Source organism: Nocardioides sp. zg-1308 (genome assembly GCF_013155375.1).
Classification (GTDB): Bacteria; Actinomycetota; Actinomycetes; order Propionibacteriales; family Nocardioidaceae; genus Nocardioides; species Nocardioides renjunii.
In genome coordinates this window covers 1,729,729-1,755,263 of record NZ_JABJQY010000002.1, presented here as the reverse complement: position 1 = coordinate 1,755,263, position 25,535 = coordinate 1,729,729, and the positions used below count along the sequence as shown (strand labels likewise).

General features: G+C 71.3%; 25 protein-coding genes. 4 read left to right on the top strand and 21 right to left on the bottom strand.

The features are described 5' to 3' along the window. The first annotated feature begins 213 nt into the window (after nucleotides 1-213). Nucleotides 214-1,644, top strand: coding sequence for an HNH endonuclease signature motif containing protein (locus tag HN031_RS10205; RefSeq protein WP_172269548.1), 1,431 nt, complete (start codon nucleotides 214-216; stop codon nucleotides 1,642-1,644). 216 nt (nucleotides 1,645-1,860) lie between these two features. On the opposite strand, the gene HN031_RS10200 is transcribed toward HN031_RS10205, so the two are convergent. Both HN031_RS10200 and HN031_RS10195 read right to left on the bottom strand, forming a co-directional pair. After that, nucleotides 1,861-2,307 (bottom strand): hypothetical protein, encoded by a 447-nt coding sequence (locus HN031_RS10200; RefSeq protein ID WP_172269546.1) that lies wholly within the window; start codon nucleotides 2,305-2,307, stop codon nucleotides 1,861-1,863. A 33-nt stretch (nucleotides 2,308-2,340) separates the two neighbouring features. Beyond that, a complete protein-coding gene (locus HN031_RS10195; RefSeq protein ID WP_172269544.1) occupies nucleotides 2,341-2,784 on the bottom strand; it encodes a MarR family winged helix-turn-helix transcriptional regulator in 444 nt (147 codons plus the stop codon). Nucleotides 2,785-2,852: 68 nt separating this feature from the next. Here HN031_RS10195 and HN031_RS10190 point away from each other — a divergent pair, with 68 nt between their 5' ends. Both HN031_RS10190 and HN031_RS10185 read left to right on the top strand, forming a co-directional pair. Continuing rightward, nucleotides 2,853-3,779 carry an NAD(P)-dependent oxidoreductase gene (locus tag HN031_RS10190; protein ID WP_172269542.1) on the top strand — a complete coding sequence of 309 codons (927 nt, stop codon included), beginning with the start codon at nucleotides 2,853-2,855 and terminating at the stop codon, nucleotides 3,777-3,779. Nucleotides 3,780-3,827: 48 nt separating this feature from the next. Beyond that, complete coding sequence (locus HN031_RS10185; RefSeq protein WP_172269540.1) at nucleotides 3,828-5,066, top strand: MFS transporter; 1,239 nt, start codon at nucleotides 3,828-3,830, stop codon at nucleotides 5,064-5,066. On the opposite strand, the gene HN031_RS10180 is transcribed toward HN031_RS10185, so the two are convergent. Then, entirely contained in the window at nucleotides 5,063-5,524 is a 462-nt protein-coding gene (locus HN031_RS10180) for a DUF6194 family protein (protein WP_172269538.1), read from the bottom strand. The genes HN031_RS10185 and HN031_RS10180 overlap by 4 nt on opposite strands. 42 nt (nucleotides 5,525-5,566) lie before the next feature. On the opposite strand from HN031_RS10180, the gene HN031_RS10175 reads away from it, so the two are divergent. After that, a complete protein-coding gene (locus tag HN031_RS10175) occupies nucleotides 5,567-6,304 on the top strand; it encodes a MerR family transcriptional regulator (RefSeq protein WP_216652100.1) in 738 nt (245 codons plus the stop codon). A gap of 67 nt (nucleotides 6,305-6,371) precedes the next feature. Here HN031_RS10175 and HN031_RS10170 read toward each other — a convergent pair whose 3' ends face one another. The 18 genes from HN031_RS10170 to HN031_RS10085 form a co-directional block, all read right to left on the bottom strand. After that, complete coding sequence (locus HN031_RS10170) at nucleotides 6,372-6,944, bottom strand: YsnF/AvaK domain-containing protein (protein ID WP_172269536.1); 573 nt, start codon at nucleotides 6,942-6,944, stop codon at nucleotides 6,372-6,374. Then, nucleotides 6,941-7,633: a hypothetical protein gene (locus HN031_RS10165; protein WP_172269534.1), complete on the bottom strand. Its 693-nt coding sequence runs from the start codon at nucleotides 7,631-7,633 to the stop codon at nucleotides 6,941-6,943. The genes HN031_RS10170 and HN031_RS10165 overlap by 4 nt, the downstream gene beginning before the upstream one ends. 94 nt (nucleotides 7,634-7,727) lie before the next feature. Continuing rightward, nucleotides 7,728-8,726 carry a polyprenyl synthetase family protein gene (locus tag HN031_RS10160; RefSeq protein ID WP_322425034.1) on the bottom strand — a complete coding sequence of 333 codons (999 nt, stop codon included), beginning with the start codon at nucleotides 8,724-8,726 and terminating at the stop codon, nucleotides 7,728-7,730. Next, nucleotides 8,723-10,315 carry an NADH-quinone oxidoreductase subunit NuoN gene (gene nuoN, locus HN031_RS10155; protein ID WP_172269532.1) on the bottom strand — a complete coding sequence of 531 codons (1,593 nt, stop codon included), beginning with the start codon at nucleotides 10,313-10,315 and terminating at the stop codon, nucleotides 8,723-8,725. Before nuoN ends, HN031_RS10160 begins: the two co-directional genes overlap by 4 nt. Further along, nucleotides 10,312-11,814 carry an NADH-quinone oxidoreductase subunit M gene (locus HN031_RS10150; RefSeq protein WP_172269530.1) on the bottom strand — a complete coding sequence of 501 codons (1,503 nt, stop codon included), beginning with the start codon at nucleotides 11,812-11,814 and terminating at the stop codon, nucleotides 10,312-10,314. The genes nuoN and HN031_RS10150 overlap by 4 nt, the downstream gene beginning before the upstream one ends. A gap of 67 nt (nucleotides 11,815-11,881) precedes the next feature. Next, nucleotides 11,882-13,789, bottom strand: coding sequence for an NADH-quinone oxidoreductase subunit L (nuoL, locus tag HN031_RS10145; RefSeq protein WP_253943344.1), 1,908 nt, complete (start codon nucleotides 13,787-13,789; stop codon nucleotides 11,882-11,884). Between the two features lie 85 nt (nucleotides 13,790-13,874). After that, nucleotides 13,875-14,168, bottom strand: coding sequence for an NADH-quinone oxidoreductase subunit NuoK (gene nuoK / locus HN031_RS10140; RefSeq protein WP_172269528.1), 294 nt, complete (start codon nucleotides 14,166-14,168; stop codon nucleotides 13,875-13,877). Continuing rightward, entirely contained in the window at nucleotides 14,165-14,977 is an 813-nt protein-coding gene (locus HN031_RS10135) for an NADH-quinone oxidoreductase subunit J (RefSeq protein ID WP_172269526.1), read from the bottom strand. Before HN031_RS10135 ends, nuoK begins: the two co-directional genes overlap by 4 nt. Continuing rightward, on the bottom strand, nucleotides 14,977-15,606 hold the full coding sequence (nuoI, locus tag HN031_RS10130) for an NADH-quinone oxidoreductase subunit NuoI (protein ID WP_172269524.1): 630 nt from the start codon (nucleotides 15,604-15,606) through the stop codon (nucleotides 14,977-14,979). Before nuoI ends, HN031_RS10135 begins: the two co-directional genes overlap by 1 nt. Then, entirely contained in the window at nucleotides 15,599-16,939 is a 1,341-nt protein-coding gene (gene nuoH, locus HN031_RS10125; RefSeq protein WP_367650775.1) for an NADH-quinone oxidoreductase subunit NuoH, read from the bottom strand. The genes nuoI and nuoH overlap by 8 nt, the downstream gene beginning before the upstream one ends. A 5-nt stretch (nucleotides 16,940-16,944) precedes the next feature. Continuing rightward, nucleotides 16,945-19,416, bottom strand: a complete 2,472-nt coding sequence (locus HN031_RS10120) for an NADH-quinone oxidoreductase subunit G (protein ID WP_172269520.1) — start codon at nucleotides 19,414-19,416, stop codon at nucleotides 16,945-16,947. Next, on the bottom strand, nucleotides 19,413-20,720 hold the full coding sequence (gene nuoF, locus HN031_RS10115; RefSeq protein ID WP_172269518.1) for an NADH-quinone oxidoreductase subunit NuoF: 1,308 nt from the start codon (nucleotides 20,718-20,720) through the stop codon (nucleotides 19,413-19,415). Before nuoF ends, HN031_RS10120 begins: the two co-directional genes overlap by 4 nt. Beyond that, nucleotides 20,720-21,448, bottom strand: a complete 729-nt coding sequence (gene nuoE, locus HN031_RS10110; protein WP_172269516.1) for an NADH-quinone oxidoreductase subunit NuoE — start codon at nucleotides 21,446-21,448, stop codon at nucleotides 20,720-20,722. The genes nuoF and nuoE overlap by 1 nt, the downstream gene beginning before the upstream one ends. Continuing rightward, the gene (locus HN031_RS10105) at nucleotides 21,445-22,785 is read right to left on the bottom strand and encodes an NADH-quinone oxidoreductase subunit D (protein ID WP_172269514.1); all 1,341 of its coding nucleotides are present in this window, start codon (nucleotides 22,783-22,785) and stop codon (nucleotides 21,445-21,447) included. The genes nuoE and HN031_RS10105 overlap by 4 nt, the downstream gene beginning before the upstream one ends. Nucleotide 22,786: 1 nt before the next feature. Next, nucleotides 22,787-23,461, bottom strand: coding sequence for an NADH-quinone oxidoreductase subunit C (locus tag HN031_RS10100; protein WP_322425213.1), 675 nt, complete (start codon nucleotides 23,459-23,461; stop codon nucleotides 22,787-22,789). A gap of 212 nt (nucleotides 23,462-23,673) precedes the next feature. Next, nucleotides 23,674-24,228, bottom strand: a complete 555-nt coding sequence (locus HN031_RS10095) for an NADH-quinone oxidoreductase subunit B family protein (protein ID WP_172269510.1) — start codon at nucleotides 24,226-24,228, stop codon at nucleotides 23,674-23,676. A gap of 2 nt (nucleotides 24,229-24,230) precedes the next feature. Then, a complete protein-coding gene (locus tag HN031_RS10090; RefSeq protein ID WP_172269508.1) occupies nucleotides 24,231-24,590 on the bottom strand; it encodes an NADH-quinone oxidoreductase subunit A in 360 nt (119 codons plus the stop codon). A 207-nt stretch (nucleotides 24,591-24,797) separates the two neighbouring features. Beyond that, nucleotides 24,798-25,487, bottom strand: coding sequence for a demethylmenaquinone methyltransferase (locus HN031_RS10085; RefSeq protein WP_172269506.1), 690 nt, complete (start codon nucleotides 25,485-25,487; stop codon nucleotides 24,798-24,800). Nucleotides 25,488-25,535: the final 48 nt, after the last annotated feature.

The window sequence follows — 25,535 nt, the reverse complement described above, 5'->3', positions numbered from 1 at the left end:
TGCCTCGGTGGTCGAGTAGCGGAGCGAGGGACGAGCGAGGCGTATCGAGACCCCCCTCGCTGGTCGGGTAGTCGAGGGACGAGGCGTATCGAGACCTTTTCTCCCTCGGTGGTCGAGTAGCCGAGCGAGGGACGAGCGAGGCGTATCGAGACCTCTGCAACAGAACTTCTCAAGCACAGTCCGTTGTCGGTGGTCTGCCGTAGAATCGAACGCATGATCGAGACGCTGGCAGGGCCGAAGGCGGAGGTCGAGGACCTCTCCGCCTCGGCGCTGCTTGCCTCGATCCGCTCCGCTCGCAGTGACGAAGACGCCGCGGCCGCGCGGCAGCTCGACCTCGCCGCGCGGTGGGCCGACCTCCACCCGCCGGAGTCGATCCACACCGCCGCGACCTTCAGCGACGGTGGCTGCTACGGCCTCGAGCACGAGGAGCCGATCGCCGGCGAGGGCTGTCCGGCGGTGGCGGAGTTCTGCATCGCCGAGCTCGGCACCGTCCTCGGGATGTCTTCGACGTCGGCGAAGCGGCTCGTCGGGCACGCCCTCGAGCTGCGGCACCGCCTGCCGCGGCTGTGGGCTCAGGTCCAGGCCGGGCAGGTGCCGGCGTGGCGGGCCCGCACGGTCGCCGAAGCCACCATCCACGCCACCCCGTCCCTCACAGTCGAGGCTGCGCGGTGGGTCGACACCCAGGTCGCCGCCGTCGCCGGCCGGGTCAGTCCCGCGCAGCTCGACCGCCTTGTCGCGGAGACCATCAAGCGCCACCACCTCGACGCCCACGACCCCACGAAGGATCCGGAGGACGGCTACCTGTCGGTCGACCCGCGGCACGCCACGTTGCACGACCAGGACGTGCACTACGCCGGGACCATGCGGTTCGAGGCCGAGCTCGACATCGCCGACGCCCTCGACCTGGACCGGGCTCTTGCCCACGGCGCCGAGACGCTGAAGGCCCTCGGCTCACACGCTCCGCTCGACGCCCGCCGCTCGCAAGCGCTCGGCGACCTCGCCCGCACCCAGACCGCCCTCGACCTCCACACCCAAGGCTCGACCGCCGCCCGGAGCGAGGACGGCCTGCCCATCGCCCGGGAGGTAGTGGTGCACGCCCACTTCGACGCCAGCCTCGACGGGCACGACCGGCTCGACACCGTCTTCGGACCCACCGGCCGCCTCGAGGAGGGCCAGCGGCTCGTCCTCCTCGAGCAGGTGCAGGACTGGTGCGGCGACTCCCGGACCAAGGTGACCGTCAAGCCGGTCATCGACCTGAACGCGGAGCTCACCGCACCCGGCTACGACATTCCCGACCGGATCCGCGAGCAGGTGATCCTGCGCGCCCGCACGTGTGTGTTCCCGTGGTGCACCCGACCCGCCCGAGCCTGCGACATCGACCACGTCGTTCCCTACGACCACGACGCCGACGCTGGAGGCCGTCCCCAGCCGGGGCCGACAGTGTCCTCGAACCTCGCACCGGAGTGCCGCTGGCACCACCGACTCAAGACCCACACCGGCTGGCGCTACGAGGTGACCGGACCCGGTGTCTACGAGTGGACCAGCCCGCACGGCCACTGCTACCGACGCGACCACACCGGCACCACCCGCATCCCCGGTCCCGACTCGTCCGACCACGAGCCGGCTCCACCCGAGCGGCCATGACCCCGCCCCACACCCCGCCGACCTGAGGTCGGCGGGGGCACAGGCACGCAACGGTGCGTCCCGCTACCGAAGTCCGCGCCCCGCTCCGCTCGGTGCGAATGGGCAGCACCCTCACGTGCGGCACGGGCCCACGACTCCTTCCACCGACGGAGCACCGGCCACGCCGGGCGTCGCCCTGACGAGACCGCAGGCACGTCGCGCGCGGTAACCGTCGGCTCAGGTCTCGCCGACCCGCTCCGCATCACCGGCGAGCCGGAGCCACTCCGCGTACTCGCGGGCGGAGCCGCTGTCGCTCACGCACAGCATCACCTCGCCGTCCGCGGTGCCGGCGACCCAGCGCGCCGGGGCGGCGAGGAGCGCTCGCGCATCAGCTGCGCCCAGGACGAGGTATGCGCCGTCCTGCGCGGCCCGGTCGCGCCACGGCGCCTCGGCGAGACCGGAGGGAGGGTCTGCATCCGCGACCAGGTCGAGCCACCCGGCCTGGTGCCACGGCTCGAGCACCGCCCGGCACTCGTCCGGCTGCCAGGGGCCGTGCACGACCTCCCGTCCGTCACCGAGGAGGTCGGTCACCGCACGGGTCACCTCGCCGAGAGCCGCCTGCTCCATCACCAGGGTGAACATCTCCGAGACGAGGTCCAGCCAGCGCTCGCGGTCCATCGTCACCGGCACAGTCTCTCGCTCAAAAGTGCAGGCTGGTCACACCAGCCGCCGCAGGAGGTCCCGCAGCACCACGACCTCGTGCTCGTCGAGCCGACCGTCCGTGATGGCGTCGTCACACGCGGACAGGACCAGGTCGGCGCGAGCACAGAGCGCGCGCCCCGCGTCCGTGGCGACGAGGCGGTAGGAGCGTCGATCGGCCGGGTCCGGTCCACGCTCCACCAGGCCCCGCGACTCCAGGCCGGCCATCAGCTTCATCGTCGTGGTGCGGTCGATCCCCAGCGCCGCGCCGAGGTGGCGCTGGTTGCGGGCAGCGTCGTCGTGGACCAGCAGCGCCAGCACGCCGTACTCGCGCCCGCTCAGGTCGAGGGAGGCGAGCGCCTCCTCGCCCGCGGCCTCCACACGCGCCAGCACCTGTCGCAGCAGGACCGCCGTGCGCGCGGTGAGCTCGGCGGGGAGCCCGGCCCGGACCTCGGCCCTCATGCGGCGTAGGCGTTGTGGGCTATCGTCAGCAGGACTGACGATCGACCACCGACGGACGGAGTGACGCCATGCGCGTGCTGGTGACCGGGGCGACCGGTTTCGTGGGCTCCGCCGTGGTGCGGCGGCTGCTGGCCGACGGGCACGGGGTCGAGGCCCTCGTCCGCGACGCCGGCCGGGCGCGCAGGCAGCTGGGCGAGGCGCCGGTCCTGCGGGGAGGCGACATGCTCGTCCCGGGGACGTACGCGCACCTGGTCGAGGGGGTGGATGCCGTCGTGCACACCGCCATGCTGTCACTTCCGGGCCGGCTCACTGCACGGCGAGCCGAGCGGCTCTTCGATGCCGACCGGGTCATGACGCAGGCGCTCGCCGACGCGTGCGTCGGGCACGGTCGCCGGCTCGTCTACACCGGCGGCTGCTTCGACTGGGGCGACCACGGCGACGCGTGGATCGACGAGGCCACTCCCCTCACGCCCTCCCCGCTCGGCGTGGGCCATGCACGGATGGCTCGGGAGCTGGACGCCCTCCACCGCGACCGCGGCCTCGACGTCGTCCGCCTGTCGCCCGGCTTCGTCTACGGTCCGGGCGGCCTGTTCGCCTCGGCGTTCGTCGAGCAGGCCGAGCAGGGCCGGTTGCGGTGCCTCGGCGCCGGGCGCAACTGGTGGAGCTGCGTGCACGTCGACGACCTGGCGTCCGCGTACGTCGCCGCGCTGGCCCGCGCGCAGCCGGGGTCGGCGTACGCCGTGGTCGACGACGAGCCGCTCCGGTTGCGCGAGCTCACCGACCTCGTCACCGACGCCATGGGACGCCCGCGGGTGGGCTCCGTGCCCCCGGCCCTCCTGAGGCTCCTGCGGGGAGGTCCCCTGGTCGACAGCCTGACGACGTCGTTCCGCATCCGTGGCGACCGGGTCCGCGCCGACCTCGGCTGGACGCCGAGCCGGCCGCGCTTCCGCGACCACGTGGGCGAGAGCGTCGCCGCGCTCGCGCGGGAGGCATGACCGGCCGCGTCACTTGTGCGGCGAGGCCGATGCCGCTTCACTTCCTCGGTGAGCAGCCGACTGTCGCCGCTCGCCACACCCGCCTTCCGCTACTTCTTCATCGGGCAGGTGGTCAACCGCGCCGGCTCGTCGATGGCCGGGGTGGCCCTCGCGTTCGCGGTCCTCGACATCGACGACTCCGCGTCGGCCCTCGGCTGGGTGGTCGCGGCGTCGAGCGTGCCGACGGTCGTCTTCATGCTCCTCGGCGGAGCGATCGCCGACCGCCTGCCGCGGGCGATCGTGCTGCGCGGGTGCAACCTCGTGCAGGGCATCACGCAGGCGCTGACGGCCGGACTCGTCATCAGCGGGCAGGCGGAGATCTGGCACCTCGTCGTCCTGCAGGCCGTGGCCGGCACCGTCTTCGCGGTGAGCTATCCCGCGTTCCTCGGCATGGTCCCGATCCTGCTGCCCGCCGAGGGGCGGCAGGCCGCGTTCCTGCTCATCGGGCAGGCCACCAGCGCGCTCGGGATCATCGGTCCCGCGCTCTCGGGGGTGCTGGTCGCGACCGTCGGGCCGGGGTGGGCGCTGGCGGTCGATGCCGTGACCTACCTCGTCGCGGCCGTCCTCCTGCTCCTCGTGCGGCTCCCTCCCGGGGACCGCAGCAGCGCGAGGCCCAGCGTCATCGGCGACTTCACCGCGGGCTGGGCGTACGCGCGTCAGCTGGGCTGGGTCATCCCGGCCGCGTCCGCAGCCCTCGTGTTCAACGCCCTCGTCAGCGGCGCGATCAACGTGCTGGGCCCCGTCATCGCCGACGACACGATCGGCAGCGAGGGCTGGGGCCTCGCCCGGTCCGCCCAGGCGGTCGGGGTGTTCGTCGCGGCGTTCTTCCTCGCCAAGGTCGTCGTCACCGCACCGATGAAGGTCATCATGGTCGCGTTCGTCGTGTGGTGCGTGCCGATGCTGGTGCTGGGCACGCACGTCGAGGTGTGGCTCCTCTCGGCGGCCTTCGTCGTCGCCGGGGCGGCATTGAGCCTGCTCGACCTCTCCTGGAACCTCCTGGTGCAGGAGAAGGTGCCCGAGGCGATGCTGTCGCGCATCATGGCGATCGACGGGTTCTGCTCGTTCGTGGCCACCCCGATCGGCCAGGTCGCCGTCGGCCCGCTCGCCGTCGCCTTCGGCGCGGGCAGCGTGCAGCTCGGCTGCTTCGCCCTCGCCGTGCTCGTCGGGGCGTTCGCCCTCACCCGGCGCACGATCACCGGCGTCAGGCTCACCGGCGCGCCGCCGCCGCAGCTGAGCGAGCAGGTCTAGCGGGGTCGCCGCGAAGCCCGGCGCCGAGCCGCCTCGTGCGCGTCCCGCAGGAGGCGGACCGCGAGCTCGTGGGTGGCCGCCCCGGGGACGACGATCGACACCCAGCCCTGCGCGCGGTGGACCGGGTGGGGAAGGACCACGTCGGTGGCGGCGAGGTCCCACGTCCTCACCGGTGAGCGGGGGTCCTCCCCCAGCAGCTCGACGAGCTTCTTGGTGCCGGCATGGATGTTCAGTCGCCACCGGTCGGGCTCGTCGAGGCGGGACAGGGCGTCGTCGGGATAGTTCTTCGTCACGATGGTGGCGTACGGCTGCTCGCGCGTCGGCACCTCGCCGTCGCGCGCGTAGTAGAAGAAGTGGTCGCCCCACGCCAGCTCGGGGAAGGCGCTGCCCTCGTCCGGGGCGAGCTCGAGCACCCCGTCGGAGGATCGGATCGTCCGGAGGACCTGGTCCATACTCATGGTTCGAGTGTGTGGTTGAAGTGCTTGTGGAGGGTTCGGACGATGCGCGCGGACCAGACGGCGCCACTGATGACGACGGCTGCTGTCGCGGCTGCTGCGGGATGCTCCGCCCAGCAGGTGCGCGACCTGGAGGCTCTCGGCGTGATCGCCCTGGCGGCCCGGTCGCCCAACAGGTACCGGCGGTTCTCGGCGGACCACGTCCGCGACCTGCGCGCCTACCGCGACCTCGCCCGGGCCGTGGGGCCGGTCGAGGCGCGGCGCGTCATGCGGGAGATCCGCCTCCAGCCGCGCCACCGGGCCTCGGCCCTCGTCTGCGGGTTGCACACCAGGCTCGAGGCCGAGCGGGAGCAGGCGCTCTCGGCACGGCGTGCGCTCGCGCTCATCGACGACGAGGCGACGACCGACGCCGAGCCCGTCGAGGACGACTCCATGACGATCACTGAGCTGTCGCAGGCGCTCGGGGTCAGGGCGTCGACGCTCCGCTTCTGGGAGCAGGCCGGTCTGGTGGCACCCGAGCGCGTCACCACACGCACCGGGACCGCACGGCGCTACACCGTGACCGCGATCCGGGAGGCGCGCGTCACCGCTGCCCTGCGTGCCGGCGGCTACCGCATCCCCGACGTGCAGAGGGCCATCACGGCGATCCGCGACCTCGCTGACACGAGCGACTCGGTCGCCGCCCTCGACGCCCGGCTGGACGGCATCGCCCGACGCATGCTGGTCCTGCTGCGCGCAGGGTCCGTGCTGGCCGAGATCATCGACTCCGCGCCGGCCACCTGAGCAGCTCCGCGGACGTCGTACGGGCGGGGCCACCGTCGGCCCCGCCCGTACGACGTCTCGCGCGGGCTCAGGTGCGGTCGGTCGTGTCGTCCGTGGTCGTGTCGTCGCGGTCCACGCCGACGCCGGACCGGTTGTCGACGAGGTCGACGGAGTCGTCGGCGTCGACGGAGATGTGCTCGCGCCGCAGCTCGGTCTGCAGCTGGTACTCGTCGACGACGGTGTGCTTGCGCACGATCACCCGCTCGCGGACGACCAGCCGCTTGGTGACGACGAGGACCTCCTCGAAGACCGGGATCGACACCGAGCCGTCCTCCAGCACCTCGACCTCGCCGGAGTCGCCCTCCTCGACGGAGATCCGCTCGCTCGTGTCGACGTGCTCGACGTCGCGCGGCACGGAGTACTCCACCGGGTGGGTCTCGACGTGCTTGCGCACCCGGACGCTGCCGGCGTCGACGGTCTCGGTCCCGGTGACGGCCCGCTCCTCGTGCAGCACCGTCTCGGCGCTGCCCGGGTCGGACCGCGTCGCGTCGAAGTCGGAGTCGGCGCCGTACGTCGTGCTGCCGTGCAGCGTCCGCTCGGAGTCGTGGACCTCGTCGGTGCCGTCGTGGTCGCGCGGCAGTCCTTCGCCCGTCCCGCTCATCGGTCGCTCCTCCCCCGGACGATCCCGCCCGGTCGCTCGCGCACCGCGCGCTTGGTCTCGACGACGGCCACGGAGGCGTGGTCGCGGTGCCGCGAGGCGAGCTTCCCGCCCAGCCAGCCGCCGAGCAGCATGAGCGCCAGTGCGAGCAGGCCGGCGATGATCGCGCCGGTCGTCCACGCGTCGCGGGAGAACCAGTTGGGCAGCCCGATCTTCTCGGTCACGTTGAACTGGTCGCCCAGCAGCGCACCGAGACCGGCGAGCACCGCGGCGATGAGGATCAGCCACAGCGGTGAGACGAGCCCGTGCTTGGCCTCGTGGTGGCGGGCGATGCGCCCGGCCACCCAGCCACCGACCAGGCACGCGATGAACAGTGCCGCGAGGGCACCGATCACGCTGCCGATGGCGATGTCGCTGTCGTCGAGCCCGGTCTCGAAGCCGATGGTGCCGCCGAGCGCGCTCAGCAGGCTGGTGAGCAGCAGGAAGGTCCCCAGCGCGGCGAGCGCGCCGGCGATGGTGGCCAGGACGTCGAACTTCCGGCGTCCGGCACCGACGACCTCGTCCTTGTCGTCGACGCGGTAGACGAGCTCCTCGTCCGCCGGTCTGGGGATCGTGTGCCGGGTGTCGTCCGCGCCGTCGAGCGACCGGCGCCCGGCCGTGTCGCGACCCGCTTCTTCGTTCGCGTGAGACATGTGGTGCCGCCTTGACTGGTCGGAGGTTCTGTCCCTCCCAGTGACCGCATCGGGCTCACTCCATGCGCACGCCCCACCCCAACGGGGCGTCTCGTCAGGACGTGCGGGTCGCCACGATGTCGGCGAACGACTCCAGCGCGGTGCGCACCGGACCGGGGTCGAGCACCTCGAGCAGCTTCTTGGCCTGGGTGGCCTGGCCGAGGACGTGGTCACGGGCCTGGTCCATGGCGGGGTGCCGGCGGAGCAGGTCGAGCGCCTCGGCGCGCAGGCCGTCGTCGACCAGCGGCTCGGCCAGCAGCTCGAGGAGCCGGGCGTCCGCGGGGTCGGTGGACGCCTGCGCCATCAGGACCGGCAGGGTCGGCACGCCCTCGCGCAGGTCGGTGCCCGGCGTCTTGCCGGAGGCGTCGGAGTCGGCGGCGATGTCGAGGATGTCGTCGGAGAGCTGGAAGGCCGAGCCGACGATCTCGCCGTAGGCGCGCAGCGCCTCGACCACCTCGGGGCGGGCGCCGCCGAACATCGCGCCGTAGCGGGCCGACGTCGCGATCAGCGACCCCGTCTTGCCGGCGACGACCTCGAGGTAGTGCTGGAGCGGGTCCTCCCCCGGCCCCGGCTCCACCGTCTCGAGGATCTGGCCCTCCACGAGCCGGGTGAAGGTCTGGGCCTGGATGCGTACGGCGTCGGGCCCGAGGTCGGCGGTGAGCTCGGACGAGCGGCCGAACAGGAAGTCGCCGGTGAGGATCGCGACGTGGTTGTCCCAGCGGGCGTTGGCGGTGTCGGCCCCGCGGCGCAGGGCCGCCTCGTCCATCACGTCGTCGTGGTAGAGCGAGGCGACGTGGGTCAGCTCCACGACGCACGCGGCGGTGTCGACCTCCGGTGCGTCCGGGTGCGTCCCGGCCTCCGCCGCCAGCAGCACGAGGAGCGGCCGGAACCGCCGTCCGCCCGCCGCCATCAGGTGGGTCGCCGCCTGCGTGACGTAGGGCGTGCGCCCCTGGCAGTGCTCGGCCAGCAGCTCCTCGATGCGCGCCAGCCGGCCGACCAGCCGGAGCTCGAGCTCGGCGTCGACGACGGGCATGGCGAGGGGCGAGTCGGTCACCTGATGAATTCTCCCGCAACCGCCGCCAGGTCGAGCACCGGGCCGGGCAGGACGCCGAGCACGAGCGTCACGGCCGCGCCGACGGCGATGGTCGTCGCGGTCAGCACGGACGGGTACGCCACGCTCGGACCGGCGCCGATCGGCTCGTCGAAGTACATGACCTTGATGACCCGGATGTAGAGGAACGCCGCGATGATGCTCGCGAGCACGGCGGCCACGACGACCGGCCACGCCCCCGCGGCGAGGGCCACGGAGAAGACGGCCAGCTTGCCGACGAAGCCCGCGGTGAGCGGGATCCCCGCCATGGCGAGGAGGAAGAAGGCGAAGACGGCCGCGACCACCGGCGACTCCTTGCCGAGCCCGGCCCACCGGTCGATGGCCGTGGTCTCGCCGCCGCCGTCGCGGACCAGGCTGACCACGGCGAACGCGCCGATCGTGGCGAAGCCGTAGGTGGCGAGGTAGAACAGCACCGCCTGCACCGAGCTGATCTCGCCGACCGCGAGCTGGTCGGAGGCCTGGATCCCGATCACGCCGGTGAGGATGAAGCCGGTGTGGGCGACCGAGGAGTAGGCCAGCAGGCGCTTGATGTCGCTCTGCGTGATCGCGAGCGCGGCACCGACGAACATCGACAGGATCGCGATGATCCACAGCATCGGCTGCCACGACCAGCGGTCGGCGCCGAGGGCGACGTAGAACAGGCGCATGATCGCGCCGAAGGCGGCGACCTTGGTGCCGGCCGCCATGAAGGCCGTGACCGGGGTCGGGGCGCCCTGGTAGACGTCGGGCGTCCACGCCTGGAACGGCACCGCGCCGACCTTGAACAGCAGGCCGACGGAGAGCAGGCCGGTGCCGAGGAGCAGCAGGCTGGAGCTGCCGACGTCGTTGCGGACCGCCTCGTTGATCGCGGCGAAGTCCATCGACCCGGCGTAGCCGTAGAGCATGGCGGCGCCGTAGAGGAAGAAGCCGGACGAGAACGCGCCGAGCAGGAAGTACTTGAGCGCCGCCTCCTGGCTCAGCAGCCGGCGACGGCGCGCCAGGCCGGTGAGCAGGTAGAGCGGCAGCGAGAGCACCTCGAGGCCGACGAACATGGTGAGCAGGTCGTTGGCGGCCGGGAACAGCATCATCCCGAAGACCGCGAACATCATCAGCGGGTAGACCTCGGTGTGCTCGCGGTTGGCCGCGATGGCGGCGGTCTCCGCGTCGGTCCCGGGCACCGCGGCGGCCTGGCCGGCGAAGGCCGAGACGCCGTTGTCGAGCCGGCGCTCGGCGAAGAGGAGGACGCCGGCGATGGCCAGGGCCAGCACCAGTCCCCAGATGAAGAGGCTGGGCCCGTCGACGGCGATGGTGCCGCCGACCGCCAGGACGCCGCGCGCGGCGCCCTCGTCGTACGTGGTGACGTCCCGGGCGACCAGCACGACGCCGACCAGCGCCACGACGAGGCCGACCAGCGCCAGCACGACCTGGGCGGTGTAGCGCGCGGCGCGCGGGAGGAAGGCCTCCACGACGACGCCGAGGCAGGCGACCCCGAAGACGACCAGCAGCGGCCACAGCTCGAAGTACTCGATGCTGGGCTTCACGAACTCGGTCACTGGGGACCACCCTCCTGGCCGATGCCCACTTCCGCGAGGGTGTCGTGGACGACGGGATTGATGACGTCGAGCAGCGGCATCGGGTAGAAGCCGAAGAGCACCAGTGCGAGCAGCAGCGGCGCGAGGATGCCGACCTCACGCCGGTCGAGGTCCGCGACGGGCGCGAGGCCCTCGCGGCCGGCGGCCCCGCGGCCGCCGCCGGTCATCGTCCGCTCGTACATCCAGAGCGCGTAGAACGCGGCGAGGACGATGGCGAGCACGGCGACCGACCCGACCAGCCAGTGGTGGTCGAACGCGGCGATGATGACGAGCATCTCCGAGACGAACGGCGACAGGCCGGGCAGGCCGGCAGCCGCGAGCCCGGCGACCAGGAAGAAGCCGGCGAGGACCGGGGCCGTCCGCTCGACGCCGCCCATCTGCCGGATGGACGCCGTGCCGGTGCGACGGATGAGGAACCCGGCGACCAGGAACATCAGCGCCGTCGCGATGCCGTGGTTGACCATGTAGAGGATCGCGCCGGCGCCACCGGTGGAGCTGAACACGAAGATGCCCAGCACGATGAAGCCGAAGTGCGAGAGCGACGTGAGGCCGATCAGGCGCAGGACGTCGTCCTGGCCGATGGCGACCAGCGCGCCGTAGATGATCGAGACCAGCGCCAGCGCGACCACGACCGGCGTCGCCCACTGCGAGGCGTCGGGCAGCAGCCCGAGGCAGAACCGCAGCATGCCGAACGTGCCGATCTTGTCGAGGACGCAGACCAGGAGCACCGAGGTGCCGGTCGTCGCCTTCTCGGTGGTGTCGGCCAGCCAGGTGTGCACCGGGAACATCGGCGCCTTGATCGCGAAGGCGATGAAGAAGCCGACGAACAGCCAGCGCTGGGTGGTCTCGTCGATGTCGATGGCGGCGAGGTCGCTGAGCAGGAAGCTCGGGCTGCCGGCGTTGGCGGAGACGACGTAGAGGCCGATCACCGAGGCGAGCATGATCAGCCCACCGGCGAGCTGGTAGATGAGGAACTTGGTCGCGGCCCGTCCCCGACCGGCGCGGCCGAAGCCGCCGATGAGGAAGTAGGCCGGGATCAGCGTCGCCTCGAAGACGACGTAGAAGAGCAGCACGTCGGTCGCGGCGAAGACCGCCAGCGACATGGCCTCCAGGGCCAGGGTCCAGGCGAAGAACGCCCGGGCGCCGCTGTTGCCCGGCTCGTCGGACTCGCGCCAGCCGGCGAGCAGCACGATCGGCACGAGGACGACGGTCAGCAGGATCATCAGCAGGCCCAGGCCGTCGACGCCCAGGGCGTAGTGGACGCCGAGGGACTCGATCCAGGTGTGGGTCTCGGTGAGCTGCATGCCCCCGCCGGCGTCGTACTGCGTGGCGACGACGACGCCGGCGACCAGCGTCGCGGCGGCGAAGCCGAGGCCGACCAGTCGGGCGAGCGCGCCCGGCACGACGGCCGTGACGACCGCGCCGACCAGCGGCAGCAGGATGAGGATCGTCAGGATCATGCGGGGTCCTCGCAGAGTTGTTCGGTGGAGGAACGAAGCGGGGGAGGCGAAGAACTCTGTGGGGTGGTCATGCGAGGTTCACCGCCAGGAGAGCGAGGACGACCAGGAGGGCGCCCCCGAGGAGGGACAGGGCGTAGGAGCGCACGAAGCCGTTCTGGATGCGGCGCATCGTGCGGGACAGCCCGCCGACGGCGGCCGAGCCGCCCTCGACGACGCCGTCCACCCCGACCCGGTCGAAGGTGGTCAGGCCGCCCACGAGCGAGGCTCCGGGACGGACCACGACCGCGTCGTTGATCGCGTCGCCGTAGAGGTCCGCACGCGCGGCCCGGGTCGCGAAGGAGACGTCACGGGGCGCCTCCCGCGGCACGTCGCGCTTGCCGACGAGGAACCAGGCGGCGGCGACGCCGAGGGCGACGACGGCGGTGATGATCAAGGTGATGACGATCGCGGGCAGCGGCGGCTCGTGGTGCTCGGCCTGTCCGGTGACCGGCTCGAGCCAGGTCACTATCCAGTCGTTGAGCAGCAGGGCACCGCCGAGCACGGACAGCGCCGCCAGCACGATCAGCGGCACGGTCATCACCTTGGGCGACTCGTGCGGGTGGACGTCCTTCTCCCAGCGCCTGCTGGTGAAGAACGTCAGCAGCATGAGGCGGGTCATGTAGAAGGCAGTGATGCCCGCTCCGATGACGGCGAGGACACCGACGAGCAGGTTCTCGGCCAGGGCGGACTCGATGATCTTGTCCTTGGACCAGAACCCGGAGAACCCGGGGAACCCGATGATGGCGAGGTAGCCCATCGCGAAGGTCAGGAACGTCACCGGCATGGCCTTGTTGAGCGCGCCGTAGTGGCGCATGTCGACGTCGTCGTCCATCCCGTGCATGACCGAGCCGGCGCCGAGGAACATGTTGGCCTTGAAGAACCCGTGGGTGAGCAGGTGGAAGATCGCGAACGGGTAGCCGACCGGCCCGAGGCCGGCGGCGAGCATCATGTAGCCGATCTGGCTCATCGTCGAGCCGGCCAGCGCCTTCTTGATGTCGTCCTTCGCGCACCCGAGGACCGCACCCCACAGCAGCGTCACGGTGGCCACCACGACCACCGCGGTCTGCGCGATCGGGGCGAGGTCGAAGATGAAGTTGGCGCGCACCACGAGGTAGACGCCGGCGGTGACCATGGTGGCGGCGTGGATCAGCGCCGAGACCGGGGTCGGGCCCTCCATCGCGTCGAGCAGCCACGCCTGCAGCGGCACCTGTGCGGACTTGCCGCACGCCCCGAGGAGCAGCAGCAGGCCGAGCGCCGTCAGCGTGTCCTGCGACGCGTCGCCGGCCAGCTCGCTGACGCCGCCGAAGTCGGTGGTGCCGAAGGTGGCGAACATCAGCGCGATGGCCAGGGACAGGCCGATGTCACCGACGCGGTTGATGACGAAGGCCTTCTTGGCGGCGGCGGCCGCCGAGGGCTTGTGCTGCCAGAAGCCGATGAGCAGGTACGACGCGAGGCCGACGCCCTCCCAGCCCAGGAACAGGCCCACGAAGTTGGCCGAGAGGATCAGCGTGAGCATGGCCGCGACGAACAGGTTGAGGTAGCCGAAGAACCGGCGCCGGCGCGGGTCGTGCTCCATGTAGCCGATGGCGTAGACGTGGATCAGCGAGCCGACGCCGGTGATCAGCAACAGGAAGAGCGCGGCGAGCTGGTCGTAGAGCAGGTCCATGCCGACGGTGAGGGAGTCGGTCTCGAACCAGGTCCAGAGCTGCTGGCCGACCTGGCGCTCCTCGGCGTCGCGGCCGAGCAGGGCGAGGAAGAGCGCGAGGCTCAGCACGAACGACAGGACCGCCATGGCGGTGCCGAGGAGGTGGCCGTGCTTGTCGACGGTGGCCTTGAGCGACCCCTGGAGGAACGGCGCGACGCCGAGCAGCAGGACCGCACCGAGCAGCGGCAGGGCGATGACCAGCCACAGCAGGTCGAACACGCCACCGGCCATGCCGTCGGGGGCGACCACGGGTGCGTGGCCACCGTCCTCCGCCGCCATGAGGACCGAGTGGGACAACAGGTTCACGAGTGCTCCCTCAGTACTTCAGCAGGCTGGCGTCGTCGACCGAGGCCGAGCGTCGCGTGCGGAAGATGGTCATGATGATCGCGAGCCCGATCACGACCTCGGCAGCCGCCACCACCATCACGAAGAAGGCGGTGATCTGGCCGTCGAGGTTGCCGTGCTGGCGGGCGAAGGCGACGAACGCCAGGTTGCAGGCGTTGAGCATCAGCTCCACGCACATGAACACCACGATGGCGTTGCGGCGCACCAGGACGCCGACGCAGCCGATGGTGAAGAGGATCGCGGAGAGGATCACGTACTGGGTCACTTCACGTCCTCTTCGGTGTTCGCGGCCGCGCCGGCCTTGCCGGAGGTCTCCGGCATCGTGGCCGGGTCCCCGATCTGGCGGCGTACGTCGTCGATGTCGTCGGCGAGCGCGGGAGCCGAGCGGACCGTGCCGCGGGCGGCGAGCACCCGGGAGACCGACGACTCGGCGGCCGTGCCGTCGGGCAGCAGCGCCGGGGTGTCGACGGCGTTGTGCCGGGCGTAGACGCCGGGCGAGGGCAGCGGACCGGGGTGCTTGCCGTGCTCGGCGTAGTCGCGCATCCGCTTCGCGGCGAGGTCGGCCTGCGTGGCCTTCGGCGTGAGGCGCTCGCGGTGGGCGAGCACCATCGCGCCCAGCGCGGCGGTGATCAGCAGGGCGCTGGTCGCCTCGAAGGCGAAGACGTAGCGGGAGAACAGGATGTTGGCGATCGCCGGCACGTTGCCGCCGGCGTTGGCCTCGTCGAGGCCGACGACGGCACCCAGCGTGACCTGGCTGATGCCCACGACCAGCACGGTGCCGAACAGCAGGCCGAGGACGACCGCCATCACCCGCTGGCCGCGGATGGTCTCCACGATCGAGTCGGAGGCGTCGACGCCGATGAGCATCATCACGAAGAGGAAGAGCATGAGGATGGCGCCGGTGTAGACGATGATCTGGACCGCGAAGAGGAACGGCGCGTCCAGGACGGCGTAGAGCACCGCCAGGCTGATCATCACCACGGCGAGGAGCAGCGCCGCGTGGACGGCCTTGCGGACGAAGAGGATGCCGAGGGCGGCGAGCACCATGATCGGGGCCAGGAGCCAGAAGGCCATCAGGACTCCTTCTCGGTCGAGCTGGTCCACTGCTCCTGGGCCTGCGCCTCGCCGCCGACGGTCGCCGGGTCGGCGGTCCGCCCGCTGTAGCTGCCGCGGTAGTAGTCGCCCTCGTCGTCGCCGAGCCGCATCGGGTGCGGCGGCTGCTCCATCCCGGGCAGCAGCGGCGCGAGCAGGTCGGACTTCTCGTAGATCAGGTCGGCGCGGTTGTTGTCGGCCAGCTCGTACTCGTTGGTCATCGTCAGCGCGCGGGTCGGGCACGCCTCGATGCAGAGCCCGCACAGGATGCAGCGCAGGTAGTTGATCTGGTAGACGCGGCCGTAGCGCTCGCCGGGGCTGAAGCGCCCGGACCCGTCGGGCAGGTCGACGTTGGAGGCACCCTCGACGTAGATCGCGTCCGCGGGGCAGGCCCACGCGCACAGCTCGCAGCCGATGCACTTCTCGAGGCCGTCGGGCCAGCGGTTCAGCTGGTGCCGGCCGTGGAAGCGCGGAGCGGTCGGGAGCTTCTCGAACGGGTACTGCTCGGTGACGACCTTCTTGAACATCGTCCGGAAGGTGACGCCGAACCCCGCGATCGGGTCCCAGAGGCTCTCCTTGACGCTCTTCGAGCCGGAGCTGGACTCACTCATGGTTCTCCTCCGCTGAAGCGGTGACGGTGGTGCGTCCCCCCGGCGAGTGGGTGAACGTCAGCGGCTGCGCGCCCCCGCGGACGGCGCCGCCGGCGGGCATGGGCGGGACGGGGAAGCCGCCGGCGAACGCGTCGTGCGGCTCGTCGGCTTCCTCGGCCCGGGTGTCGTCGTCCTTGTCGCCGCTGTCGCCGAGGAACATCAGCCCGACGGTGAGCACGAGCAGGACGGCGATCGCCGCCACGAGGTAGGTGCGGTTGATGTTGCCCTCGAGCGAGATGACGCGGATGGTGGCCACGGCCACGATCCAGGCCAGCGAGACCGGGATGAGGACCTTCCAGCCCAGCGCCATGAACTGGTCGTAGCGCATGCGGGGCAGCGAGCCGCGCAGCCAGACGAAGAGGAAGATGAAGATGAAGACCTTGCCGAAGAACCAGAGCAGGGGCCAGTAGCCGCTGTTGGCGCCCTCCCACACGTTCTCGATGCCCCAGGGAGCGGCCCAGCCGCCGAGGAACAGCGTGGTGGCGATGGCCGACACCGTGGCGAGGTTGATGTACTCGGCGAGGAAGAACAGCGCGAACTTGAGGCTGGAGTACTCGGTGTGGAAGCCGCCGACCAGCTCGCCCTCGGCCTCGGGGAGGTCGAAGGGCGCGCGGTTGGTCTCGCCGATCATCGAGATCACGTAGATGACGAACGACGGCAGCAGGATCAACCCGAACCACAGGCGGTCCTGCGCGGCGACGATCTCCGAGGTCGACATGGAGCCGGCGTAGAGGAACACCGCGACCAGCGCCAGGCCCATCGCGACCTCGTAGGAGATCATCTGCGCGCTCGAGCGGAGGCCGCCGAGCAGCGAGTACGTCGACCCGGACGACCAGCCGCCGAGGACGATGCCGTAGATGCCGATCGAGGCGATGGCGAGCATGAACAGCACGGCCACCGGCATGTCGGTCAGCTGGAGCGGGGTCTCGTGGCCGAAGAAGTTGACCACCGGCCCGAACGGGATGACCGCCCAGGTGATGAACGCGGGGACGACCGCGATCACCGGCGCGATGAGGAAGACGACCTTGTCGGCCGCCTTGGGGATGATGTCCTCCTTCAGCGCGAGCTTCACGCCGTCGGCCAGCGACTGCAGCAGTCCGAACGGCCCGTGCACGTTGGGGCCGATGCGGTGCTGCATCCGGGCCACGACCCGGCGCTCGAACCAGATGTTGAACAGCGTCAGCAGCACCAGGGTCAGGAAGATGAAGACGGCCTTGAGCGCGATGACCCACCACGGGTCCTGGCCGAAGGCGGCCAGGCCGGGGTCGGGCAGCTCGGCTGCCAGCGGGAGGATGCTCGTCACTTCGTGGCTCCCTTCAGGGCCAGACCGGTGCTCTCGACCGACGCCGCCTGTCGCAGCGTCACCGGGCTGCCCGGCGAGGCGAGGTCGGCCAGGACGCCGCGGCCGAAGGACCGCGCCGGGACCCAGACCACGTCGTCGGGCAGGTCGGCGATGAGGACCGGCAGCGTGACGCTGCCGCGGTCGCCGGAGACGGTGGCCAGCTGCTCGCGGCCGGGCTCGCCCTCGAGCAGGCCGAACACGGACTCGTACGTCGCCCGGCTCACGCGCACGACGGGCGTGCGGCCGGTCGCGCGCAGGTGCGCCTCGCCGTCCTGCATCGAGCCGAGGTCGACCAGCTGCTTCCAGGTGGCGAGGGCCAGGGCTCCGGCACCGCGCCTGCCCTTGGCGGCGCGCGGCGGCTTGCCGGCGTCGTGCGCCGGGCGGGCGCCGTCCCACGGGCCGAGCGACTGCATCTCGGCGCGCACGTCGGCGACCGTGCGGAAGCCGAGCGGGCGGCCCAGCTCCTGCGCGATGCCGGCGAGGACGCGCAGGTCCGGCAGCGACGAGGGGTTGGCGAAGACGGCCTCGAACGCGCGCGGGCGGGCGTCCCAGGTCACGAAGGTGCCGGCCTTGTCGGCCACCGGGGCGACCGGGAGGACGACGTCGGCGACTCGGGTCACGTCGGTCTCGCGCAGCTCGAGGCTTACCACGAACCCGGCCGCGTCGAGCGCGGCCCGGAAGGCGGCGGGGTCGGCGGTGTCGTCGGGGTCCACGCCACCGACCACCACTCCCCCGAGCTCACCCTTGGCGAGGGCGGCGACGATCGCGTTGCCGTCGCGACCGACCTTGGCGGGCAGCGTGTCGACGCCCCACGCGGCGGCGAGGTCGACGCGCGCAGTGGCCTCGGTGACGGGACGACCGCCGGGCAGCAGGTTGGGCAGCGCACCGGCCTCGACGGCACCGCGGTCGCCGGCGCGGCGCGGGACCCAGGCCAGCCGGGCTCCGGTGCCGGCGGCGAGCTCGGCTGCGGCGGTGAGGGCACCGTGGGTGCCGGCCAGGCGCTCGCCGACGAGGATGATCGCGTCCTTGGTGACGCCGTGCTCGGCGTCGCGGAGCGAGCCGATGACCTCGACCTCGGTGCCGGGCACCGCCGGCACCAGCCGGCCCTTCATCTTGCGCAGGCCGCGCGAGGTGTAGGGGGCGACGGAGACCACCTGCGTACGTCCGCGCTGGGCGGCCTTGCGCAGGCGCAGGAAGATGGTGGCGGCCTCGTCCTCGGGCTCGAGGCCGAGGAGAACGACGACCGGCGCGGCCTCGAGGTCGGCGTAGGTCACGCCGCCTGTGAGCGCCACGTGCGACGCCAGGAAGCTGGCCTCCTCGGCGCTGTGCGGGCGGGCACGGAAGTCGACGTCGTTGGTGCCGAGCGCGACGCGGGCGAACTTGGCGTAGGCGTAGGCGTCCTCGGCGGTCACGCGACCGCCGGTGAGGACGGCGGCGGCACCGGCGGCGCGCAGGCCGCGGGCGGCCACGGCGAACGCCTCGGGCCACGACGCGGGCCGGAGCTCGCCGTCCTCGCGGACCTGCGGGTAGGTGATCCGGTCCTCGACCTGCGTGTAGCGGAAGCCGAACCGGTCCTTGTCGCTGATCCACTCCTCGTTGACCTCGGGGTCGTTGCCCGCGAGGCGCCGCATCACCTTGCCGCGTCGGTGGTCGATGCGGATCGCGGCACCGCAGGCGTCGTGCTCGGCGACACCGGGGTTGGAGACGAGGTCGAAGGGACGCGAGCGGAAGCGGTAGTCGGCCGAGGTGAGCGCACCCACCGGGCAGATCTGGATCGCGTTGCCGGAGAAGTAGCTCTCGTAGGGCTCGCGCTCGTAGATCGCGACCTGCTGCAGCGCACCACGCTCGGCCAGGGCGATGAACGGGTCACCGGCGATCTGCTCGGAGAAGCGGGTGCAGCGCGCGCAGAGCACGCAGCGCTCGCGGTCGAGCAGGACCTGGGCGGAGATGTGGATCGGCTTGGGGAACGTGCGCTTGATGCCACCGGAGTGGGCGAAGCGGCTCTCGCCGCGGCCGTTGCTCATCGCCTGGTTCTGCAGCGGGCACTCGCCACCCTTGTCGCAGACCGGGCAGTCGAGCGGGTGGTTGATCAGCAGGAACTCCATGACGCCCTGCTGGGCCTTGTCGGCCACCTCGCTGGTCGCCTGGGTGTTGACGACCATGCCCTCGGCGACCGGCAGCGTGCAGGAGGCCTGCGGCTTGGGGAAGCCACGGCCGTTGCCGGCGTCGGGGATGTCGACCAGGCACTGGCGGCAGGCGCCGACCGGGTCGAGCAGCGGGTGGTCGCAGAAGCGTGGGATCTGCACGCCCACCTGCTCGGCGGCGCGGATGACCAGCGTGTCCTTGGGGACGCTGACCTGGACGCCGTCGATGGTGAGCGTGACCAGGTCGGTGCCGACCGTGTCGGGCGCCTTGTCGGTCGCAGTCATGCATGTGCTCCAGCGGGTGCGAAGGCGGTCGAGGCGGCGGCGTCGAAGGGGCAGCCGCCGTGGGTGAGGTGGGCGAGGTACTCGTCGCGGAAGTGCTGGATCGAGCTCGAGATCGGGCTCGTGGCGCCGTCGCCGAGCGCGCAGAACGAGCGGCCCAGGATGTTGTCGCACTGGTCGAGGAGCAGGTCGAGGTCGGCCTCGCTCCCCTGCCCCTTCTCCAGCCGGGCCAGCGTCTGGGTCAGCCACCACGTGCCCTCGCGGCACGGGGTGCACTTGCCGCAGGACTCGTGCTTGTAGAACTCCGTCCAGCGCAGCACCGCGCGGACCACGCAGGTGGTCTCGTCGAAGAGCTGCAGCGCACGGGTGCCGAGCATCGAGCCGGCCGCACCGACGGACTCGAAGTCGAGCGGCACGTCGAGGTGCTCGGGCGTCAGGAGCGGGGTGCTGGATCCGCCCGGCGTCCAGAACTTCAGCTCGTGGCCCTCGCGCATGCCGCCGGCGAGGTCGATGAGCTCGCGCAGGGTGATGCCCAGCGGGGCCTCGTACTGGCCGGGGGTCCGCACGTGGCCGGACAGGCTGAAGATGCCGAAGCCGTTGGACTTCTCGGTGCCCATGCCCGCGAACCACTCCGGGCCGTTGACGATGATGCTCGGGACCGAGGCGATCGACTCGACGTTGTTGATCACGGTCGGACTGGCGTAGAGGCCGGCGACCGCGGGGAACGGCGGACGCAGCCGCGGCTGGCCGCGGCGGCCCTCGAGGCCCTCGAGCAGCGCCGTCTCCTCACCGCAGATGTAGGCGCCGGCGCCGGCGTGGACGACGAGGTCGAGGTCGTAGCCCGAGCCGTGGATGTTGCTGCCGAGGTGGCCGGCCAGGTAGGCCTCCTGCACCGCGCGCTGCAGGCGTCGTACGACGTGGAGGACCTCGCCGCGGACGTAGATGAACGCGGTGTGGGCGCGGATGGCGTAGGCGCTGACGATGACGCCCTCCACCAGCGTGTGCGGGCTGGCCATCATGAGCGGGATGTCCTTGCAGGTTCCCGGCTCGGACTCGTCGGCGTTGACGACGAGGTACTTGGGCCGCGGGTTGTCCTGCGGGATGAAGCCCCACTTCATGCCGGTGGGGAAGCCGGCGCCGCCGCGGCCGCGGAGGCCCGACTCCTTGACGGCGTTGATCACGTCGTCGGGGGCCATGGCGAAGGCCTTGTCGAGCGCCGCGTAGCCGCCGCGCTCCTCGTAGGCCGCCATGGTCCAGGCGCGCTCGGCGTCCCAGTTGTCGGTGAGGACCGGGGTGAGTGTTCCCATCAGCTGTCTCCCTTGTCCTGGGTGGCCGAGGTGCGAGCCGTGTCGGAGGGCTCCGGAGCCGTCCAGCCCTTCTCGCGGGCGATGGTGAGGCCGGCCAGCGAGGCGGGACCGGCGGTCGGTCCCTCGTCGGCACGGTCGTCGGGGAAGCCGGCGAGGACCCGCTCGGCCTCGCGCCAGGTGCACAGCCGCGGGCCGCGCGTGGAGTGGACGGGGGTGCCGGCTCGCAGGTCGTCGACCACCTGGACGGCGGACTCCGGGGTCTGGTTGTCCATGAACTCCCAGTTGACCATCATCACCGGGGCGTAGTCGCAGGCCGCGTTGCACTCGACGTGCTCGAGGGTGATCTTCCCGTCGGCGGTCGTCTCGTCGTTGCCGACGTCGAGGTGGTCCTTGAGCCGCTCGAAGATGAGGTCGCCGCCCATCACCGCGCACAGCGTGTTGGTGCAGACGCCGACGTGGTAGTCGCCGACCGGCTTGCGCTTGTACATCGTGTAGAAGGTCGCGACCCCGTTGACCTCGGCGGCGCTGATGCCGAGCACCTCGGCACAGGCCTCGATGCCCTCGGGCGTGATCCGGCCCTGCACCGACTGCACGAGGTGCAGCATCGGCAGCAGGCCCGAGCGGGCTTCGGGGTAGCGAGCCGCGATCTCGCGCAGCTCGGCGAGGGTCGTGGCGTCGAGGGCGTCAGGCGCCGAGGTGTGCCCTCCGGCAGTCTGCTCGGTGCTCATCGGTCGACTCCTCCCATGACGGGGTCGATGGAGGCGATCGCGACGATGACGTCGGAGACCATGCCGCCCTCGCTCATCACGCTGGTCGCCTGCAGGTTGGTGAACGACGGGTCGCGGAAGTGCGCCCGGAACGGACGCGTCCCGCCGTCGGAGACGACGTGGGCGCCGAGCTCACCGCGGGGGGACTCGATCGGCACGTAGGCCTGACCGGCGGGGACCCGGAAGCCCTCGGTGACCAGCTTGAAGTGGTGGATCAGCGCCTCCATCGACTCGCCCATGATGTGGCGGATGTGGTCGAGGCTGTTGCCCATGCCGTCGCTGCCGATGGCGAGCTGGCTGGGCCAGGCGATCTTCTTGTCGCCCACCATGACCGGGGCGCCCTCGAGGCCGGCGAGGCGGTCGGCCGCCTGCTCGACGATCTTGAGCGACTCCGACATCTCGTTGAGCCTGATCCGGAACCGGCCGTAGGAGTCGCAGGTGTCCCAGGTCTGGACCTCGAAGTCGTAGTCCTCGTAGCCGCTGTAGGGCTGGGTCTTGCGCAGGTCCCAGGCGTAGCCGGTCGAGCGGAGCACCGGACCGGTGATGCCCAGCGCGATGCACCCGGCGAGGTCGAGGCGGCCGACGTCGACGAGGCGGCCCTTGAAGATCGGGTTGGCGTTGCAGAGCGCGGCGTACTCGTGCAGGCGCTTCTTCATCAGGGCGATGAAGTCGCGGATCTCGTCGAGGGCACCGGGCGGCAGGTCCTGGGCGACGCCGCCGGGGCGGATGAAGGCGTGGTTCATCCGCAGGCCGGTGATGAGCTCGAAGAGGTCGAGCACCAGCTCGCGCTCGCGGAAGCCGATCGTCATCACCGTCAGCGCGCCGATCTCCATGCCGCCGGTCGCGATGGCGACGAGGTGGGAGGAGATGCGGTTGAGCTCCATGAGGAGCACGCGCATGACCTGCGCCTTCTCGGGGATGTCGTCCTCGATGTCGAGCAGCCGCTCGACGCCGAGCACGTAGGTCATCTCGTTGTAGAACGGGGAGAGGTAGTCCATGCGGGTGCAGAAGGTCACGCCCTGCACCCAGGAGCGGTACTCCATGTTCTTCTCGATGCCGGTGTGCAGGTAGCCGATGCCGCAGCGGGCCTCGGTGACCGACTCGCCCTCGAGCTCGAGGATGAGCCGGAGCACGCCGTGGGTGGAGGGGTGCTGCGGGCCCATGTTGACCACGACGCGCTCCTCGGCGGACTCGCCGATGCTCTGGGTGATCGAGTCCCAGTCCTGGCCGGTGACGGTGAAGACGCGGCCCTGGCTGGTCTCGCCGCCTGCCGCGTAGAAGTCCTGGTCGGTGCTCATGTCAGTTGTAGCTCCTGCGCTGGTCGGGCGGCGGGATGCTGCCGCCCTTGTACTCCACGGGGATGCCGCCCAAGGGGTAGTCCTTGCGCTGCGGGTGGCCCGGCCAGTCGTCGGGCATGAGGACGCGCGTGAGTGCGGGGTGGCCGTCGAAGACGAGCCCGAACATGTCGTAGGTCTCGCGCTCGTGCCAGTCGAGGGTGGGGTAGATGCTCACCAGGCTGGGCACGTGCGGGTCGCTGTCGGGAGCGGTGACCTCGAGCCGGATCAGCCGGTTGTGGGTCATCGAGGTCAGGTGGTAGACCGCGTGCAGCTCCCGGCCGGTGTCCTCGGGGTAGTGCACGCCGCTCACGCCGGAGCAGAACTCGAAGCGCAGCGCCTCGTCGTCACGCAGCATCTGCGCGACGAACGGCAGGTCCTCGCGGCGGACGTGGAAGGTGATCTCGCCGCGGTGGACCACGACGCTCTCGATGGCCGTCATCAGCTCGGTGGCGGCGAGCCGCGCCTCGAGGGCGTCGGCGACCTCGTCGAACCAGCCGCCGTAGGGCCGCGCCGACGGAGCGGGGAACACCTTGCCGGCGACGAGTCCTCCGTAGCCGGAGGTGTCACCCGTGCCGGTGACGCCGAACATGCCGTGGCGCTCGCCGACCGCGCGGACCTCGCCGGTGGGAGCAGGCACGTTCTCGGGCGACTGGTCGGGAGCGGGCTGCGCGACACCGCTGCCGGTGCCCGTCTCGTCCTTGGCCTCCTCGAGGTTGCGCTCCTCCGCGGGACGGGCCGACTCGTTGGCGTCGGCCTTGTCGTCGGACTCGTCCGAGGCCTGGCCCGCGACCTTCTCGTCGACCTTCTCCTCGGGGGTGTCGGCGGCCTGCTGGTCGGGCTTGTCGTCGCTCATCGCAGCAGGCCCCTCATGTCGGAGGTCGGCAGGGCGCGCAGGGCGTTGGTCTCGAGCTCGGCGACCTCGTTGCGACGGTTGACGCCGAGCTTGGTCTGCTGGACCTGCTCGTGCAGCTTGAGGATCGCGTCGATGAGCATCTCCGGGCGGGGCGGGCACCCGGGGAGGTACATGTCGACCGGGACGACGTGGTCGACGCCCTGGACGATGGCGTAGTTGTTGAACATGCCCCCCGACGAGGCGCACACGCCCATGGCGAGCACCCACTTGGGCTCGGGCATCTGGTCGTAGATCTGGCGCAGGACGGGGGCCATCTTCTGGCTCACGCGCCCGGCGACGATCATCAGGTCGGCCTGGCGGGGGCTGGCCCGGAAGACCTCCATGCCGAAGCGGCCGAGGTCGTACTTGGGGCCGCCGCTCGTCATCATCTCGATGGCGCAGCAGGCGAGGCCGAAGGTCGCGGGCCAGAACGAGGCCTTGCGCATGTAGCCGGCCACGCCCTCCACCGTGGTGAGCAGGACGCCGCTCGGCAGCTTCTCTTCCAGTCCCATGATCAGTCCCAATCCAGTCCGCCGCGGCGCCACACGTAGGCGTAGGCGACGAAGACAGTGGCGATGAACAAGACCATCTCGACGAGTCCGAACAGGGCCATCTGGTCGAAGTGCACGGCCCACGGGTAGAGGAAGATGATCTCGATGTCGAAGACGATGAACAGCATCGCCGTGATGAAGTACTTGACCGGGAAGCGGCCGCCGCCGACGGGCTGCGGGGTCGGCTCGATGCCGCACTCGTAGGAGTCGAGCTTCGCCCGGTTGTAGCGCTTGGGACCCACGAGGGCGCTCATGATCACGGAGAAGACCGCGAAGCCCGTCGCGATGAGTGCCAGCGCCAGGATCGGCGTGTAGAGATCCATCGCTTTCCTTCCGGTGCCTGCGCCGGCGGAGTGGAGCATGTGGCTTTGTGAATGTCTTCACGAGTGGCGCGCGCCACAGTGTAGATCTCCGATGCGGCGTGCGTCACGTCGGGGGCCGGACCACTCACACCCGCGTTGACCTGCGCATTTAATGCACGCAGGCGTGCCCTAATTCACCTCGCGGAAGCCCCGCTCGGACGGACCCGCTCAGGCGGTGGCGCGGTGCAGCGCGACGATGCCGCCGGTGAGGTTGCGCCACTCGGGGCGCTTCCAGCCCGCCTCCGCCACCATCGCGGCGAGCTCGGGCTGGTCGGGCCAGGCACGGATGGACTCGGCCAGGTAGACGTACGCGTCCGGGGCGCTCGCCGTCACCGACGCGATCCGCGGGAGCGCCCGCATCACGCCGTCGAGGTAGACGGTGCGCAGCGCGCCGTTGACCGGGCGGCTGAACTCGCACACGACGAGCCGGCCGCCGGGGCGGGTGACGCGGCGCATCTCGCGCAGGCCCGCGAGCGGGTCGACGAAGTTGCGCAGGCCGTAGGAGATGGTGACCGCGTCGAAGGTGTCGTCGAGGAAGGGCAGCCGCGTGCCGTCGCCGGCCACGAACGGCAGCCCCGGGCGGACCTTGCGGCCCTGCCGGAGCATCCCGACCGAGAAGTCACAGGGCACCGCGGTGGCGCCGTGCGCGGCGAAGGGCTCGCTCGAGGAGCCGGTGCCGGCGGCGAGGTCCAGGACCAGGTCGCCGCGCCGGGGGGCGACGGCCGCGACCATCGAGCGGCGCCAGCTGCGCTGGATCCCGGCGGTCATGAGGTCGTTGGTGAGGTCGTAGCGCCGGGCCACGGTGTCGAACATGCGACGTACGTCGGTCGGTTGCTTGTCCAGGTCAGCGCGGGCCACGCGGCGAGCGTAGGCGTCCGAGCCCCGGTCACGGCAACGTGGGGGTGT